Below are 15,800 nucleotides of genomic sequence, written 5' to 3' on the forward strand. Positions count from 1 at the left end.
CAGTAAGTTGGAGTCATTACCAGAATGCCTTTACAATATCTTTGGGTTGTCGCGTTTTCAATGCTTGTTCAATCGACATGATATCTCCTTCGTTAATATTTTTGGTCCAGGTTTGAGAAACTGTGCAGATTCACGTTTGGACTCTGCGCTGAAATTCTTTCTTTTTACTGGGTCACCTTGCGTTGTTCTGAGGTGAGATATGACCCCAGTTAAGCTGCTCAAATTCAGTAAACCACTGCATTCTGGCACGATAGAGGGCACTGTAGTGCCCTCTGTTTCCTCTGTCTCACTCATATGCGATATGAGGAAATTTGCAGCGAGTATTACTTACATATCTTTCTACTTTACTGATATTTATCGAGATTTGTCTCTGGGCCATCCTTGACGACAGCCTGGGCTTTACTAAAGCTTTCCATCAGGCACTTGTACTCAGGGCACACATGCTCAGAAAGTATTTCAGCAAAGCGTGAACCTTCAGCACGGTTCCAGGTTCGCATTAACTCAGCAACGATAGCGAAGGTGTCAGTAGGGATCGCGCCAGCTTGCGTGACTCGAGCGATAGTGGTGTCAGTTGCCAACTTACTCCAGTTTCCTGAAGCATCGACGACACAATAAACATTGTAGCCCTCTTGTCTCGCACTCACCGCAGGGAAGGCCATACAAACGCTTGTAAGCGTGCCGGCGATGATCAGTGTCTTCCGACCCGTCTTCTTAATCTCTTCCACAAATAAAGGATTGTCCCACGTGTTTATCTGCCCGGTGCGCGGCACATATACTGCATGGGGTGCATACTGATGTATTTCTGGGATCAGTGGGCCATTGGGACCATCTGGTACAGAAGCAGTAGTGATCACCGGAATATTCAGCAATGTTGCTGTCTTCGCGATCGCTGTAACGTAATTGCGAAGATCGGGAATGGATACGTCACGAACCGTATTGAACAGCCCACTCTGGTGATCGATAAGTAAAATAACCGAATCATCTGGGTCTAGCATTCCATTGGTAGCAGCCATATTGTTCCTCTTAATATCCAATTTTTACGACGATGTACATCACCAGTTCGGTGAAAGTACTTGAGTCGGGCAATGATAAAATATATCTTGCACATCCAAACCACAACTACTTACATTTATGTTACTAGTTTCCAAAATGATACTGAGAACCTGAAATGTCTATAGCTAATAAAAAGGCAAGCTGCCCCGTCGAAATCACGTTGAAAGTCATTGGGGGGAAGTGGAAGGTACTGATCATTCATTTTCTTCTCGAGGGTACCAAAAGATTTGGTGAGCTGACGCGATGCCTTGGGCCCATATCGCCAAAAATTCTCGCTCAGCAACTGCGCGAATTAGAGGAGGATGGTCTTGTCATTAGAAAGGATTTTGGGGAAATACCTCCGAGGGTCGAGTACGCGATGTCTTCGCTTGGTAACACCCTCTCACCTATCTTGTATGCAATGGCGGACTGGGGCGATTTTTTTGAAGCCAGGCAAGAAACTGAAAAGCCAGAAATGGATATATGATGAAGAAGAGGTTGTTCTGTGGGTATGGAATGATTTTCGCAAATTTCAGCAGGGAAAAGTCATTTCCAGCTACAGAATGAAATTATTGAAAAATTATTCCTCCCTGGCATTAACAGCCTGATTTACACCTTTCACCACTCTGAATGATACATTTCCCTGCGCGCTGCTCTCGACTGTGGGATGATGTTATGGACAGTGAATAGGTATTTCCTCTGAGCCTGGATAATGCATGGAATAAGAGAAGAACTCATCATTGTTGCATGCATAACATATTGGGATGCCTACATTTTAAATTAAGATGTGGGCTGTATTTATTAGTTGAGCATTATGAGATAAAGATTATTGATGTGCTCAATCTGACTCACACGATCAGTTAAATGATTCAGTGCCAAGTGCAGAGATCTCTGCATCCCTTTCTATACTTTCATTGTCAGCTCGTAGAATACCCAAAGGGGATCCTCACGAGAGAGGATAAATGCGGAGAGGATCCTCCGCATTCGGCTATAGCTCAAAAGTTAAGCGCCGCTTTTACCAGCAGACAAAACCACCATCGACGACCAGATCAACACCGGTACAGAACGACGCGGCATCACTGGCGAGGAAGAGTGCCGGGCCAGCCATCTCCTCCACTTTTGCCATTCGCTGAATCGGCGTCTGGCTTTCAAATTCGCGGGTCTGATGGATCATCTCAGGGCGTGTGTTCATTGGCGTAGCGGTGTATCCCGGGCTGATGGAGTTGACGCGGATCCCTTTGCTGACCCATTCCATTGCGAGGCTTTTGGATAGGTGAATAACACCCGCTTTGGAGCTGTTGTAATGTGCCTGCTCAAGACCGCGATTAACAATAATGCCGGACATGGAGGCAATATTAATAATCGAGCCACCGCCTAATTCCTGCATCAGTTCGGCTTCCGCTTTACAGGAGTTCCACACGCCGGTGAGGTTAATATCGATAACCCGCTGCCATTGTTCGGTTTCCATCTCAAGTGCCGGGTTGGCGTTGGCGATGCCGGCCGCGTTAACGGCGATATTGAGGCGGCCGAAGCGGCTTTTGGCCAAGGCGACGCCAGCACGCAGATCGCTGAGTTGACGCACGTCCCCGGTATAAAAGCAGGCCTGCCCGCCAATCGATTCGATATTTTTAACGGTTTCGGCAAGGCCACCGTCTTCGCGTAGATCAAAACAAACCACCCGAGCGCCCGCGCTGGCGAGTCCGTAAGCAATCATCTGACCGATGCCGCTGCCTGCACCGGTCACGAAGGCCACGCGGTCCTGCAGACTAAACAGCTGTTGAGAAAAATTTTTTGTGATCATAGCCATCACTCTCTGAATTAATATCCCGTGGCGCAATACGGCGTAAACCGACGGGTAGGAGTATCCCGGGTTACGACTAACGCCTTCTGGGCCACTATTCTGGTTTTGTCGTCCCTGACGGGCATTACGACATAATCAGGCCGCCGTCGATGTTGATGGTTTGCCCGGTAAGGTAGCGTGCATCGTCGGATGCGAGGAAGGCCACCAGTCCGGCGACATCTTCCGGCTTACCCGCGCGCTTCATCGGAATACCTTCGACCCATTCCGCCATCAGTTCACCTTTGCCATAGCGTTTTTGTTCGGTACTCAGGGCCTCACCCCACACTCGGTCGTTGTAATCCCACATTTCGCTTTCGATAATGCCTGGGCAGAAGGCGTTGACGGTGATATTCCACGGCGCCAGTTCGTGGGCCAGGCTTTGCGTAATGCCTATAACGCCCATTTTGCTGGCAGCGTAATGTGGAGTGTAGATAAAGCCCTGACGACCCTGGCCTGAAGAGGTATTAATCAGGCTGCCGTGCTTTTGTTTCACCATGTATTTGGCGGCCTCGCGGCAGCAGAGCCAGACGCCGGTGGTGTTAACCGCCAGCACTTTCTCAAAATCAGATTTCGGCATGCGATCGTAATAATCGATGGTGATCACGCCAGCGTTCTGGATAGAAACATCGATAGTGCCGAAACGGGCTGCGGCTTGCTCGTACAACGATTGCACCTGCGCTTCATCAGTGACATCGACCTGCAATGACAGGATCTCGGCCTGGTAACTTTTGCGCAAGGTTTCTGCCGTTTCGTGAACACGCTCGGCGTTGGAGACCATCACCAGGTTTGCGCCATCGCGAGCAAAGCGCTCAGCAATACCAGCACCAATCCCACGGCATGCGCCGGTGATAACGACCGTTTTGTTATGGAAATTTCTTTGCATGTTTTTTCCCTTGTATAGGCCGGACGCAAGCGCGTGCGGCGGGGTAATGAAAGCGTATTAACTGGCGGCCTGGGCCGTGGCAAGTTTTTCCTCATGGCGACGCATCAGGATGACTTTGTTCTGTAATTTCTGCTGGAATTGGTCGACGACGACGGCGGTGACAATAACCACGCCCTTAATGACCATTTGCCAGAAATCGCTGACACCCATCATCACCATGCCGTCAGCAAGGAAGACGATGACGAAAGCACCAATAATTGAGCCCGTAACCCGCCCACGCCCACCTGCCAGCGCGGTTCCGCCCAGCACGGTGGCACCGATGGCGTCCATTTCGAACATATTGCCGGTCATTGGATGGGCCGTTTGCAGCTGTGAAGCGACGATCAGGCCAACAAATGCGGAACACAGGCCGGAGAAGGCGTAAACGAATATTTTTGCTTTAACGATCGGGACACCCGCCAGACGAGCAGCGGATTCGTTACCACCAATAGCGTAGATATAGCGCCCAAGTGGCGTTTTGGTCGTCAGCCAGTAACCCAGCAGCAGGAAACCAATCATCAACCAGATAGGCAGATAAATACCCATCAGCGTACCGGAGCCCAGAGTAGCGAAACCGGTATTGCCCAGCGCTTCTATACCGTTGAGGTTGGGGTAGGTGCTGCCGTCGTTGAACAGCAAGGCAGAGCCCCTGGCGACATACATCATGCCCAGCGTACAGATAAAGGGTGCCACGCCGAAACGGGTGATCACGGCACCGTTAATAAAGCCAACAACGATGCCGAAAATGGCCACGCAAAGAATAACTTCGGGGACGTTGAAGAAGATGACGCTGCCGGTCCATAAGGGCAGGCCGTTGGTCAATAATGCCCCGGCGACCATTCCGCAGATCCCGGCGACGGCACCGACAGAAAGGTCGATCCCTCCGGTCAGGATTACCAGCGTCATGCCGATGGCCAGCAGGCCGGTGATGGCCACGTGCTGAGTCATAATCAGCAAGTTAGATGTGGTCAGGAAATTCGGTACCATCACGCTGAAGAACGCGATAACCAGCAGCAGAGCGATAAAGGTTCTGGCCTTCAGCAGGTACATATAAATCATATATTTCTGGTTCATGATGGATTCCAGCCTGATTAATCTTGAGGTGTTGAAGCCGCGATTAATTTTTCGCGGGTAACCGCATGACGCGGTAAATCGGCGGTAATTCGGCCATCGGCCATCACCAAAATTCGATCCGCCAGCGCCATGACTTCATCCAGTTCCGATGAAGAGAACATCACTGCCAGACCTTGTTGGGCCATTTTGCCTATCAGGTGATAAACGTCAGTTTTGGCACCGACGTCGATACCGCGAGTGGGTTCATCGAGAAAAACAACCTGTGGACGTGTCATTAGGGCTTTGCCTAACACCACTTTTTGTTGATTGCCACCGCTTAAGGACGTAATCGGCAGTTCAGGGTCGCTGACTTTGATAGCGAGCTCGCGGATCATCTCTTTGACGCTGGCGTGTTCTTTTTGCGGGTTGAGCCATTTCCATGCCTGGCGAAAACCTTTCAGGCTAAAATCCGATAAGGTCATATTCGATTGAATCGACATAATCTGTACCACGCCTTCGCCCTGTCGGTCCTCGGGAACTAACGCCAGGCCTTTTTTAAGTCGGGCCTGAAACTGGGCTTTGCCAATATTTTCGCCATTAAGATGGACGCTGCCATTCTGGCAAGGCATCAGTCCTATCAGGCCTTTAAACAGCTCCGTGCGCCCGGCACCCAGCAGACCGTAAATACCGATCACTTCCCCTTTACTCAGCGTGAAGCTCACATCGTTGAGTTTATATCCGCCGCTGTGGTGTAGCGCTGTCAAACCTTCAACGGCAAGTACTGCCTCGCCTTTCTGCGCGGGCTGATAGTCGAAATTTTTTTTCTTATCACCCACCATCTGTTCGATAATCCAGGGAATGCTGGCATCGCTGACATTACGTTCACTGATAAAGCGTCCATCGCGGAAAATGGTAATGTGATCGCCAATTTCCATCAGTTCTTCCAGTCGATGGGAAATATAAATAATGGTGACACCGCGACGTTTAAGCTGCTCAATAACGTTAAACAGGATCTTAACTTCCGACTGGCTTAGTGCAGAAGTAGGTTCATCCATGATTAGTACGCGAGTGTCCTTCGACAGTGCACGTGCAATTTCGACCAACTGCTGGTGGCCGATACCTAATTCACCAAGTTGCGTATAGGGATCGACATTGAGCTCCAGTCTTTCCAGTAATTTTTTGGCTAACTCATATTGATATTTTTCGTTGATTTTCCCTTTCTGAAAAAACTCGTTAGCCATGAAGATATTATCCATGATGTTCATGTTCGGGAATAAATTTAATTCCTGAAAAATGATGCTGATTCCCTTTTTTTCGGCCTGGTGAGTCGAGCTAAGGGAAACCGGGGTACCATCAAGAATAATTTGACCGGAGGAAGGGGTTTCAACGCCAGCAAGCATTTTCATCATGGTGGATTTACCCGCACCATTCTCTCCGATCAGAACGTTTACTTTATTTCGATAGACCCGGTAGCTCACGTTATCTAAGGCCACGACCCCTGGATAGACGCGGGATAACTCACGGGTTTCGATAATAACTTCAGATTCGACTGGTTGGGGAGTGACGAGTTCTTGCTGTGGCATTTTATTTCCCTCCCAAACGAACAATTTTCGCTGGCGTAATATCAGGAATGGTTTGCGGAATATCCCAGGCCGAGAATACGCCATACACTTGCGTAGCTTCGCCCGTTTTAACTTGTGCCGCTTGAATCATTTTTACCGCATGTTCGTTAATGGCCTGGCCATATTCGCCAAACAGAACCTGGTCGTTAAAGTCCTGATAACTGGTACCCTGGTAGGCGTCGCGTAACAGCGTGCCGCGCAGCGTTGGGCCAATTTGCACCACAACATTGCTGCCGCCGGTATCCTGAATCGTCATTTTTCCGCTACGGGAAGTCGAGTCAATATGGGTGATATTGCCTTCAACCTTGACGTAAAAAATGCACGGATTCTCATCCTGAGCGCGATAGCCTAATGTTTTGCAAGCGCTATCAATATCTTTAGCCGCGCGTAAGGCTGTCATTAACTCGGCGACGGGACGGGCCTGAGAAACGATCTGTGGAACCACTTTGTCTTGCCACGTCTGATCGATATTCGCCATATGCGGATTGGGCGGGGATTTAAGATCGGCCAGCTCTTGCTGAGAGACTATACGACAGCCTCCAAGCGCAAGAACGGCCAGTGCCAGCCAGGTTTTTTTATACATAAACTCTCCTATACGCCCCCGAAGGGGCGCAACAACCCGAACTCAGGACTTGATGTTGAAGTCCTGAACTTTGTCTGCATTGTCTTTGGTGATCAGAATGCCGCGGAACATAACGCGTTGTTTTGCCGGTTTTTCACCTTTTTGCAGGTAGTTATCGAGGTCGGTAACACCCTGAGCAGCAATCGCCTGAGCCTGGAGCATCACCGTGGCTTGCAGGGTTCCGGCTTTAACGGCATCGCGTTCATCGTTGCTGCCATCAATACCGACAACCACAACATCGGTGCGATTCGCGGCTTTCAGCGCGGCAATAACGCCCAGTGCGACAGGGCCGTTGCCGCAAATTACGCCTTTCACGTCAGGATGCGCCTGCAGAATGCTGTCCATAATGCGTTTGCCGTCGATTAACGTCCCTTTGGCATCTTGTTTCGCGACGTTGACCATATCCGGGTATTGGTCGATGACCTGATGGAAAGATTTAGAACGGGTAACGCAGTTATTGTCAGCAAGGTTACAGGTCAGTTCGGCATATTTTCCTTTTTCCGTCATCTTCTCAACAAATACGTTGGCGACTTCAGAACCAGCCTGGAAGTTATTATGGGTGATTTGTTCAAGCGCGACGTCATCAACAGGAATTTCCCTGTTGATTAAGATCACCGGAATACCTGCTTTCTTTGCTTTCTCAATTGCCGCGACGCTGGCGGTTGAGTCGGCATTATCAAGGATAATCCCCTGAACTTTTTTACCGATGGCTGTATCAATCAGTTCATTCTGTTTTTTTACATCTTCACCATGCGACAGAATTGTGGTTTGGTATCCCAGTTCTTTTGCTTTCTCGCTGGCACCTTTGGCTTCAGAAGCGTAATACGGATTATCCAGCGAATTTACCATGATCATAATGGTGCCTTTTTCCACTGCCTGGGCAGTAAAAGAAAAAGCGGTCAGGGTAGCAACAGTTAAAAGCGTTAAACGTAATTTCATGACAATGTTCTCTCTTGGTTGTTATTGTCGGGTACGGTGAAACAACGTAAGGCCTGAATATCAAGTTTATGGGTGAGGGGCTCCTTTGGTTGATGATTAAGGTTCGTCGCACACGAAGATTCCCTGGTGGGTGTCAGGTGGACGATGCCGGTTTCCATAATGTTCTGTTCACCGCATGGCGCCACTCCTGCCATCTTTTTTGCAGGCGCTGGTGGCGGGCCATGTCGGGAATAAATTCACTGTGTTCGGTTAAAAAGCCCTTCAGGTCGGTAATCGATCCTGGCGTGAGGGCTTTGCGGGCGAGTAGGGCGGCACCAATCGCCGAAAGTTCGGCAACATTGCTGCGCATCACCGGGCAACCCAGCAGGTCTGCCTGGTACTGCATTAACCAGTCATTTTTCGTTGGGCCACCGTCGACCATTAATGCTGTTAAGTGAAAGTCTTCCTGCTGGCGCATGGCGACAACCACATCGGCGATTTGATAGGTAATTGACTCCAGTGCAGCACGAATCAGATGCGCGCGTTTGACACCACGGCTCAGGCCGCAAATCACGCCGCGAGCGCTGTCATCCCACCACGGCGCGCCAAGGCCGGTTAATGCAGGCACAAAATAGACGCCCAACGTAGATTCCACGGAGGCGGGCAGGGTATTGAGTTCGTGAGCCAGTTCGGCATCGGAAAGCTCGCTCAAGCCCGTGCTGTCAGCCATCCACGCAACGGCATCACCGGTATGTGGGATATTGCCCTCCAGCCCATAGGTGATGCGATCGCCATCGTGCCAGGCAATGGTGGTGGCCAGCGCGTCAATGTCGCATTTTGCCGATTGCACCGGTGCCATCACCGAGGAGCCTGTCCCATAGGTGGCTTTAACGCAGCCCAGTTCGCCGAGGGCGTGACCAAACAGCGCGGCATGGGAGTCTCCCACCATCGCCATCACCGGAATACCATCCGGGATCGCGTTTAGCCCGCGGGTATAACCAAATAATCCGCTGGAAGGTTTAATCTCCGGCAGTGCGGCAAGAGGGATCTGGAACAGCGCCAGCATCTCGTTGTCCCACTGCCCGGTTTGCAGGTTCAGCAACTGGGTGCGTGCGGCATTGGAGTGATCGCAATAGAACGCCTCACCCTGGGTTAAATTCCACAGCAGCCAGCTATCGATGGTGCCAAGGCAGATTTCTCCGCGTTCTGCGAGCTGGCGGCCTTCAGGAAGAGACTCCAGCAACCAGCGCATTTTTGAGGCAGAGAACAGGGGGGCGATCGGCAGTCCGGTGGCGGTTTTAATTCGCTGTTCTTTGTTCTCGCAACGCAGTTCATCGCAAAAAGCGGCGCTGCGGGTACACTGCCAGGAGATGGCGGCGTTAATCGGTTTACCGCTCTGGCGATACCAGCCAATGGCGGTCTCGCGCTGATTGCTGACAGCTAATGCAGCAACGTTTTCTGCGCCAACGTATTCAACGGCTTTAGCGATAACGTCGAGTGAGGCTTCAACCAATAGCTCGCCCGACTGCTCGACCCAGCCGTCGCGCGGCGTTTGAATTGCCAGCGGCTGAGAGAATTTCACCACAATGTGGCCGCGGCTATCGAGTACGACGGCTTTGGCGTTAGTGGTGCCTTCGTCCAGTGCAATGATGAACTCTTTACGTGTTGCCTGCATTAGGTCGTCTCCTGAGTCACACTTTGTCCTGGCGCGGAGGGGGAAGGGAAGGCATTCCTCGTTCTCGCATTGCTGCCTGGCAGGCCATGATGTGACAATTCGTTTTCACTTATTTAATCACTGAATATATATTCGATAGTGATTATTTATTTAATACCTTAGCCAGAAAGTTACCGTCGGGCTACAGGAAAAGTTATCAATTGTGCTGGCAATCACACTTATCCGATCGATGACGCTTGCGGATGTGGGTGAAAGAGAGTGAGGGTGGGGGTGATTATAACATTGAAATATATGTGTTTATTTTCTATGCCTTTACGCTCGGGATAAAGCGTAAAGGTTTTGAGAAAGTGTTTGGCTGGGAAGTTAACCGGCGACAAGCAGGCGCGCGGTTGGGTAGTCCGTGATTAAAACATCGATGTAACCACCCGAGAGCGCGCCTTTGATAGCGGCAACTTTATCGGAGCCACCGGCAAGGGCAACCACATTAGGGCACTTTTTCACTTTCTCCAGCGCCATGCCGATAACAGGATCTTCATCATCGCGTAACACAGCCTGGCCGTTCTTATCGTAGTAGTGCAAACAGATGTCGCCGACCGCCCCACGTTCCGCCAACACCTGAAGCATATCTTCGTGGTAGTAGTTTCCTGAAGTTTTGAGCAGTTGCGAGGGTTCGAGGATGCCAATACCGACGATGGCAATATCGACTTCATCGAAGCGAGCAATCACATTGGCGACATCTTTACTGGCAACGAGACGATTTTTTTCCTCCGTCGAGCCTTCAATGCTCTGGGAGGGCAGCAGCCAGGCATCACAGTTCAGATGTTGCGCCAGGGTTTGGGTGAGGATGGTAGCCTGCACGTTACCGTTAGGCCCCACGCCGCCCAGTAGTTGAATAACACCGTTAGCCTTCAGGTTTTGGGCGTGAACCTCATCGACCATGGCGCGGATTGTTGAGCTCCAGGAAGAGACGCCAATCAGATCTTTCGGCCGTAATCGCGTTTCCAGATAGTGGGCGGCGGCAGAACCGATGGCGCGCTTAATGGTGTGATCGTTGGCATCCTCTTCGGTATCCACCACGATGGCTTGTTTAATTCCGTAGCGATCCTCAAGACCTTTTTCAAGATTCAGGAAAATATTCGATGGCTGAACAACGCTAATTTTGACCACGCCTTCCTTTTGGCAACGCGTAATTGCTCGGGAGATAAATGACTGAGAAAGCGAGAGAAGTTGAGCAATATCGGACTGCTTTTGTCCTTCAAGATAGTAAAGCGTGGCAATCTTAACTAATAGCCGTTGTTCATCCTGCTTAGCCATATATTTCCCCGAAAATCATTTACGTGCAGCCATTATGTTAGAGCTCTTTATCATACGCGAAAAGAAAAGACATTTAAGTGTGATGAATATCTAACTTTCACCAATACTCAAAATCAGCTATGGACAAAAACAGAACGGCGATTGCATAATTGAATAAAGAATCGTTATTGAATATATATTCATTGGTGATTCCAGGTCAACTGAAAAAGTATCCAGGCGCAGATAAGCCTGGTGGTAAGGAGGCAGAATGTTCCTGAGTATGATGCAGCGGCGGAAGCCTTGCGATGCCTTGTCTGGGGATATCTGGTTTTTTTAGTCCCTGACGGAATAAATATTCCAAGTTGAAAATAAATTCAGAGGTATTAAATGAATCCCTATAGCTATGATGTCCCGGCACTTGAGCGTAAAGCCCGCGCCATACGTCGCCATATCGTCAGATTGAATGCCAACAGCCCTGCCGGTGGGCATACCGGAGCCGACCTGTCTCAGGTTGAACTGATCACTGCACTCTACTTTCGCATTCTGAATGTTGCGCCAGAACGTATTGCTGACGACCAGCGCGATATTTACATCCAGTCCAAAGGCCACGCGGTGGGATGCTACTACTGCGTGTTGGCCGAAGCGGGTTTCTTCCCCGTTGACTGGCTGGAGACCTATCAGCATCCGAACTCCCATCTTCCTGGCCACCCGGTTCGGCAGAAAACCCCAGGTATCGAACTCAACACCGGCGCGCTGGGCCACGGCTTGCCGGTTGCCGTGGGGCTGGCGCTGGCTGCGAAAAAAAGTAATAGCGCCCGCCGCATCTTTTTAATTACCGGCGATGGCGAACTGACTGAAGGCAGTAACTGGGAGGCGGCCTTGGCTGCAGCACACTACGGGCTCGATAACCTGGTTATCATTAATGACAAGAACAACCTCCAGTTGGCAGGGCCGACCCACGAAATTATGAACACCGATCCGCTGGCCGATAAATGGAAAGCCTTCGGCATGACGGTGACCGAGTGCCAGGGAAATGACATGGCGTCGGTGGTTGCGACGCTGGAAGGCCTGAAACAGGAAGGTAAACCCAACGTTATTATCGCCAATACCACGAAAGGTGCCGGTATCTCCTTTATCCAGGGGCGCCCGGAATGGCATCACCGGGTACCGAAAGGCGAAGAAATTGCACTGGCACTGGAGGAACTGAAAGATGAGTAATGCAGAACACCTGGCGAGCGTAATGGTTCAAGCGTTTATTGATGCAGTTGAAAGCGGTATTGATCTGGTACCGGTGGTGGCTGACTCAACGTCAACGGCAAAGATTGCCCCTTTTATTAAACAATTCCCAGGCCGCCTGGTTAACGTAGGGATCGCCGAGCAGAGCATGGTCGGAACGGCGGCCGGGCTGGCGCTGGGCGGGAAAGTGGCGGTGACCTGTAATGCCGCACCCTTCCTGATCTCTCGCGCCAATGAGCAAATTAAAGTCGACGTTTGCTACAACAATACTAACGTCAAACTGTTCGGTCTCAACGCAGGGGCCAGCTATGGCCCGCTGGCGAGTACCCACCACGCGATTGACGATCTGGCAGTGATGCGCGGTTTCGGCAATATTCAGATTTTCGCGCCCTCTTCACCGCGAGAATGTCGGCAGATTATCGATTATGCCATTCGCTATCAGGGGCCGGTTTATATTCGCCTCGATGGCAAGGCGCTGCCGGAACTGCATGATGAAAATTATCAGTTTGTGCCGGGGGCCGTGGTGACGCTGCGCGAAGGTGAAGATATTGCGCTGGTAGCAACCGGATCGACGGTACATGAAGTTGTCGATGCTGCGCAAAGGCTTGCCGACGCGGGGATTCAGGCCAAAGTGGTCAGCGTCCCTTCAATTCGTCCTTGCGATACGGCAGCGTTGCTGCTGGCACTGAAACCATGCAAAGCGGTGATCACGGTTGAAGAACATAACGTGAATGGCGGGTTGGGGAGTCTGGTTGCGGAAGTGCTGGCCGAAGCGGGTGTCGGCATTCCGCTCAAGCGTTTGGGGATCCCTGATGGAGAATATGCGGCGGCGGCCGATCGCGGCTGGCTGCGTCAGCACCACGGTTTTGATGCAGCCGCTATTGCTGTACTGGCGCAGAAGATGCACTAATTTTGCAATAACAACCAGCGCGGGCAACCGCGCGGTTTTTTGCGTTTATGACGTACAGAGTGTCCTCACAAGGTCGTCGATCTTAGCCGGTCATCGAACCAAAAAGCGCCCCGACGCCTGATGAAACCCCCATTGCCAGGGCGCTCCAGAAAGTAATGCGAATAATGCCGGGGCCTATCGGCGCCCCGCCGGCTTTAGCGGCAATACCGCCAAGAATGGCCAGAGAAACCAATGCGGAAAGGGCAATGGCGGGGATTGCCCACAGGATCGTGACCATCGCGGCGACCAACAGAGGCAGTATTGCCCCAACCGAGAAACTCATGGCTGAGGCCAACGCGGCCTGCAAGGGGCGGGCGGTAGTGATTTCCGATATGCCCAACTCCTCACGCGCGTGTGCGGCCAAAGCGTCATGGCTCATCAGTTTTTCTGCCACTTGCTTCGCCAGCGCGACGTCCAGGCCACGATGAACATAAATTGACGTTAACTCGCGGAATTCCCCCTGAAAATCGGCATCCAGCTCGGCCTGTTCTTCTGCCAGAGCGGCTTTCTCGGTGTCTGACTGAGAAGACACCGAGACATATTCACCGGTTGCCATCGACATTGCGCCCGCGACCAAACCGGCAATGCCGGTCAACAGAATACTTTGGTGGGTGACATTGGCGGATGCCACTCCCAGCAGCAAGCTTGCAGTAGAAACAATGCCATCGTTCGCGCCAAGGACAGCCGCTCTGAGCCAGCCTATCTTTTCTATACTGTGTCGTTCTCTGTGCATCATGGCGCTCCCATTTTACATCCTGCTGATTCAACCGGTCTGTTTTGCTGGGCTAAGGGGGTTGGTCAGCAAGCAAAGTTCGGAAACTCTGGTTTAGCCTGCCACGGTTTTTCGGACGATTAATGCCTGGAGAGTGGTCGCATTAATTCCAGCACTTTTAATGGTGGTGGGTTTTAGTTGCGTCTAATTGTGGTTCACCCCGTCAGATAAGTGGATGACGCCAACGATACCACTCAATTTTCGCATTAACGGCGGCCAGGCGTTGAGGCACTACTTTTCGTCAGGAAGGAAATAGTGGCCGCATTTGGGGCAAATCAGGGTGATGTTTTTACGCACTTTACGGCTATTTTGTTCAAAAGCGTGAGCGCATTCTGGACAAGTGACTTTTACCGTTGTGCTGCTGAACATCTTAAGGGCATCAAAGATAGACATATCTTTCACCGGGTAGATGTAGGGAACTTCATTCTAGCATTCGGCACCCTTAATAGCCCTTTATTGATTGTTTATTAATCATTTTTGTGAGCGCGGCGGGGGGATTGTGGTGCAGCCTGCGCAAGCGGGCATAGGGTAAAAATGTCACATTTCCATCGGGCGTTACATCTGCCAGAGCAAACTTACTCAGGGATGACAGTTCTATACATTGGGATTGGTAGTGTAGTCCTACCCGATGATGTTGTGTGTTATCCATTCCCTGTAGTGTATTACCCCATCCCTGTTAAGTTTATCCCGCCTGGTGCGGGATTTTTTTTATCTGCGCTCAATCGTCAAACCGCCAAACATAATGTCGTGTGTAGCCTGTAGCGCCAGAAAATCATGGGGGAAACCCAGTTCAATAGCGCTTGCCGTTTCCAGGCGTTGCCACTGCTCTTCTGTCAGCCTGACCTCCAGCGCCCCCAGGTTATCTTCCAGCTGTGCCAGCGTGCGTGCACCGATGATCGGGGCCGTCACTGCCGGATTGCGGAGTGTCCAGGCCAGGGCCACTTGAGAAGGGCTAAAACCCGCCTCCCTGGCCAGCGCCAATACCGTTTCGGCAATGGTAATATTGCGCTCGGTCAGCATCCCCTTGTTGCGAACCATGGCACGTCGGGTGCCGCTCTCTTCCCCCTGCGCTTGCAAATCCTGCCGACTGTATTTTCCGCTCAATATGCCACCGGACAGCGGTGACCATGGAATGACGCCAAGGCCCAGCTCTTGCGCCATCGGGACCAGTTCGCGCTCTACGGTACGTTCCAACAGGCTGTATTCAATCTGCAGGCCAATCAACGGCGACCAACCGCGCAAATCCGCCAGCGTCTGCATTCTGGCGGCCTGCCAGGCGGGCAGATCCGAAACGGCCAGATATAACACTTTGCCGGCACGCACCAGATCGTCCATGGCGCGCATGATCTCCTCCGCCGGGGTGGTGGCGTCCCAGGCGTGCAGATACAGCAGGTCGATATAATCGGTATTCAGGCGTCGCAGGCTTTCCTCCACTGAGCGCACCATGCTTTTACGGTGGTTGCCGCCAGAATTTGGATTATCGGGCTGCATGGGGAGCGTGTATTTGGTGGCGATCACCAGACGGTCGCGGCGCCCGGTGGCAAATTCTCCAATAAATCGTTCAGAACTGCCTTCGGTATAGCGGTTAGCGGTATCAATAAAATTGCCGCCACGTTCGACATAAACGTCGAACAGCCGACGAGCTTCCGCCTGTTCTGCGCCCCAGCCCCAATCGGTGCCGAAGGTCATAGTGCCGAGCGCCAGCGGCGAAACGCGCAGGCCAGAGCGGCCCAGCAGGCGGTAATGGTTCAGGGCCAGTGATGTCAGCATGGGTATTTCCTCTGTGGTTTTGTTCAATCATAGGCCCCACCGGGAGTGTATTGAATACGCTATAATCTTCATGAATTATTAAGTGCAGGAGACATA

At 51.4% G+C, this 15,800-nt stretch carries 15 protein-coding genes; 3 read left to right on the forward strand and 12 right to left on the reverse strand.

Annotation, left to right across the window (positions count from 1 at the left end):
* Positions 1 to 344: 344 nt before the first annotated feature.
* On the reverse strand, positions 345 to 1,013 hold the full coding sequence (locus tag BEI65_RS23905; RefSeq protein WP_099065383.1) for an isochorismatase family protein: 669 nt from the start codon (positions 1,011 to 1,013) through the stop codon (positions 345 to 347).
* A 155-nt stretch (positions 1,014 to 1,168) separates the two neighbouring features.
* On the opposite strand from BEI65_RS23905, the gene BEI65_RS23910 reads away from it, so the two are divergent.
* The gene (locus BEI65_RS23910; protein WP_099065384.1) at positions 1,169 to 1,519 is read left to right on the forward strand and encodes a helix-turn-helix domain-containing protein; all 351 of its coding nucleotides are present in this window, start codon (positions 1,169 to 1,171) and stop codon (positions 1,517 to 1,519) included.
* A gap of 528 nt (positions 1,520 to 2,047) precedes the next feature.
* Here BEI65_RS23910 and BEI65_RS23915 read toward each other — a convergent pair.
* From BEI65_RS23915 to BEI65_RS23950, 8 genes are all read right to left on the reverse strand, one after another.
* Positions 2,048 to 2,833, reverse strand: a complete 786-nt coding sequence (locus tag BEI65_RS23915; RefSeq protein WP_099065385.1) for an SDR family oxidoreductase — start codon at positions 2,831 to 2,833, stop codon at positions 2,048 to 2,050.
* Positions 2,834 to 2,957: 124 nt separating this feature from the next.
* Positions 2,958 to 3,755 carry an SDR family oxidoreductase gene (locus tag BEI65_RS23920; RefSeq protein WP_099065386.1) on the reverse strand — a complete coding sequence of 266 codons (798 nt, stop codon included), beginning with the start codon at positions 3,753 to 3,755 and terminating at the stop codon, positions 2,958 to 2,960.
* A 57-nt stretch (positions 3,756 to 3,812) separates the two neighbouring features.
* A complete protein-coding gene (locus BEI65_RS23925) occupies positions 3,813 to 4,868 on the reverse strand; it encodes an ABC transporter permease (protein WP_099065387.1) in 1,056 nt (351 codons plus the stop codon).
* Between the two features lie 17 nt (positions 4,869 to 4,885).
* Positions 4,886 to 6,430, reverse strand: coding sequence for a sugar ABC transporter ATP-binding protein (locus tag BEI65_RS23930; RefSeq protein ID WP_099065388.1), 1,545 nt, complete (start codon positions 6,428 to 6,430; stop codon positions 4,886 to 4,888).
* A 1-nt stretch (position 6,431) separates the two neighbouring features.
* The gene (locus BEI65_RS23935; RefSeq protein WP_099065389.1) at positions 6,432 to 7,052 is read right to left on the reverse strand and encodes a DUF2291 family protein; all 621 of its coding nucleotides are present in this window, start codon (positions 7,050 to 7,052) and stop codon (positions 6,432 to 6,434) included.
* A gap of 42 nt (positions 7,053 to 7,094) precedes the next feature.
* The gene (locus BEI65_RS23940; protein WP_099065390.1) at positions 7,095 to 8,030 is read right to left on the reverse strand and encodes a D-ribose ABC transporter substrate-binding protein; all 936 of its coding nucleotides are present in this window, start codon (positions 8,028 to 8,030) and stop codon (positions 7,095 to 7,097) included.
* A 133-nt stretch (positions 8,031 to 8,163) separates the two neighbouring features.
* Positions 8,164 to 9,684 carry an FGGY family carbohydrate kinase gene (locus BEI65_RS23945; protein WP_099065391.1) on the reverse strand — a complete coding sequence of 507 codons (1,521 nt, stop codon included), beginning with the start codon at positions 9,682 to 9,684 and terminating at the stop codon, positions 8,164 to 8,166.
* A gap of 363 nt (positions 9,685 to 10,047) precedes the next feature.
* Positions 10,048 to 10,998: a sugar-binding transcriptional regulator gene (locus BEI65_RS23950; protein WP_099065392.1), complete on the reverse strand. Its 951-nt coding sequence runs from the start codon at positions 10,996 to 10,998 to the stop codon at positions 10,048 to 10,050.
* A 366-nt stretch (positions 10,999 to 11,364) separates the two neighbouring features.
* On the opposite strand from BEI65_RS23950, the gene BEI65_RS23955 reads away from it, so the two are divergent.
* Both BEI65_RS23955 and BEI65_RS23960 read left to right on the forward strand, forming a co-directional pair.
* Positions 11,365 to 12,195: a transketolase gene (locus BEI65_RS23955; RefSeq protein WP_099065393.1), complete on the forward strand. Its 831-nt coding sequence runs from the start codon at positions 11,365 to 11,367 to the stop codon at positions 12,193 to 12,195.
* Positions 12,188 to 13,123 (forward strand): transketolase family protein, encoded by a 936-nt coding sequence (locus BEI65_RS23960; protein WP_099065394.1) that lies wholly within the window; start codon positions 12,188 to 12,190, stop codon positions 13,121 to 13,123. Before BEI65_RS23955 ends, BEI65_RS23960 begins: the two co-directional genes overlap by 8 nt.
* 82 nt (positions 13,124 to 13,205) lie before the next feature.
* On the opposite strand, the gene BEI65_RS23965 is transcribed toward BEI65_RS23960, so the two are convergent.
* From BEI65_RS23965 to BEI65_RS23970, 3 genes are all read right to left on the reverse strand, one after another.
* Positions 13,206 to 13,895 carry a VIT family protein gene (locus BEI65_RS23965; RefSeq protein ID WP_099065426.1) on the reverse strand — a complete coding sequence of 230 codons (690 nt, stop codon included), beginning with the start codon at positions 13,893 to 13,895 and terminating at the stop codon, positions 13,206 to 13,208.
* A gap of 270 nt (positions 13,896 to 14,165) precedes the next feature.
* The gene (locus BEI65_RS27285; protein ID WP_218165635.1) at positions 14,166 to 14,327 is read right to left on the reverse strand and encodes a YnfU family zinc-binding protein; all 162 of its coding nucleotides are present in this window, start codon (positions 14,325 to 14,327) and stop codon (positions 14,166 to 14,168) included.
* Positions 14,328 to 14,642: 315 nt separating this feature from the next.
* Positions 14,643 to 15,704: an aldo/keto reductase gene (locus BEI65_RS23970; protein WP_099065395.1), complete on the reverse strand. Its 1,062-nt coding sequence runs from the start codon at positions 15,702 to 15,704 to the stop codon at positions 14,643 to 14,645.
* Positions 15,705 to 15,800: the final 96 nt, after the last annotated feature.

The organism is Serratia sp. BW106 (assembly GCF_002607755.1).
Classification (GTDB): domain Bacteria; phylum Pseudomonadota; class Gammaproteobacteria; order Enterobacterales; family Enterobacteriaceae; genus Serratia; species Serratia proteamaculans.

Coding starts and splice junctions, on each gene's coding strand:
- BEI65_RS23905 (WP_099065383.1), bottom strand. CDS start 1,013: ATGGCTGCTACCAATGGAATGCTAGACCCAGATGATTCGGTTATTTTA.
- BEI65_RS23910 (WP_099065384.1), top strand. CDS start 1,169: ATGTCTATAGCTAATAAAAAGGCAAGCTGCCCCGTCGAAATCACGTTG.
- BEI65_RS23915 (WP_099065385.1), bottom strand. CDS start 2,833: ATGATCACAAAAAATTTTTCTCAACAGCTGTTTAGTCTGCAGGACCGC.
- BEI65_RS23920 (WP_099065386.1), bottom strand. CDS start 3,755: ATGCAAAGAAATTTCCATAACAAAACGGTCGTTATCACCGGCGCATGC.
- BEI65_RS23925 (WP_099065387.1), bottom strand. CDS start 4,868: ATGAACCAGAAATATATGATTTATATGTACCTGCTGAAGGCCAGAACC.
- BEI65_RS23930 (WP_099065388.1), bottom strand. CDS start 6,430: ATGCCACAGCAAGAACTCGTCACTCCCCAACCAGTCGAATCTGAAGTT.
- BEI65_RS23935 (WP_099065389.1), bottom strand. CDS start 7,052: ATGTATAAAAAAACCTGGCTGGCACTGGCCGTTCTTGCGCTTGGAGGC.
- BEI65_RS23940 (WP_099065390.1), bottom strand. CDS start 8,030: ATGAAATTACGTTTAACGCTTTTAACTGTTGCTACCCTGACCGCTTTT.
- BEI65_RS23945 (WP_099065391.1), bottom strand. CDS start 9,684: ATGCAGGCAACACGTAAAGAGTTCATCATTGCACTGGACGAAGGCACC.
- BEI65_RS23950 (WP_099065392.1), bottom strand. CDS start 10,998: ATGGCTAAGCAGGATGAACAACGGCTATTAGTTAAGATTGCCACGCTT.
- BEI65_RS23955 (WP_099065393.1), top strand. CDS start 11,365: ATGAATCCCTATAGCTATGATGTCCCGGCACTTGAGCGTAAAGCCCGC.
- BEI65_RS23960 (WP_099065394.1), top strand. CDS start 12,188: ATGAGTAATGCAGAACACCTGGCGAGCGTAATGGTTCAAGCGTTTATT.
- BEI65_RS23965 (WP_099065426.1), bottom strand. CDS start 13,895: ATGCACAGAGAACGACACAGTATAGAAAAGATAGGCTGGCTCAGAGCG.
- BEI65_RS27285 (WP_218165635.1), bottom strand. CDS start 14,327: ATGTCTATCTTTGATGCCCTTAAGATGTTCAGCAGCACAACGGTAAAA.
- BEI65_RS23970 (WP_099065395.1), bottom strand. CDS start 15,704: ATGCTGACATCACTGGCCCTGAACCATTACCGCCTGCTGGGCCGCTCT.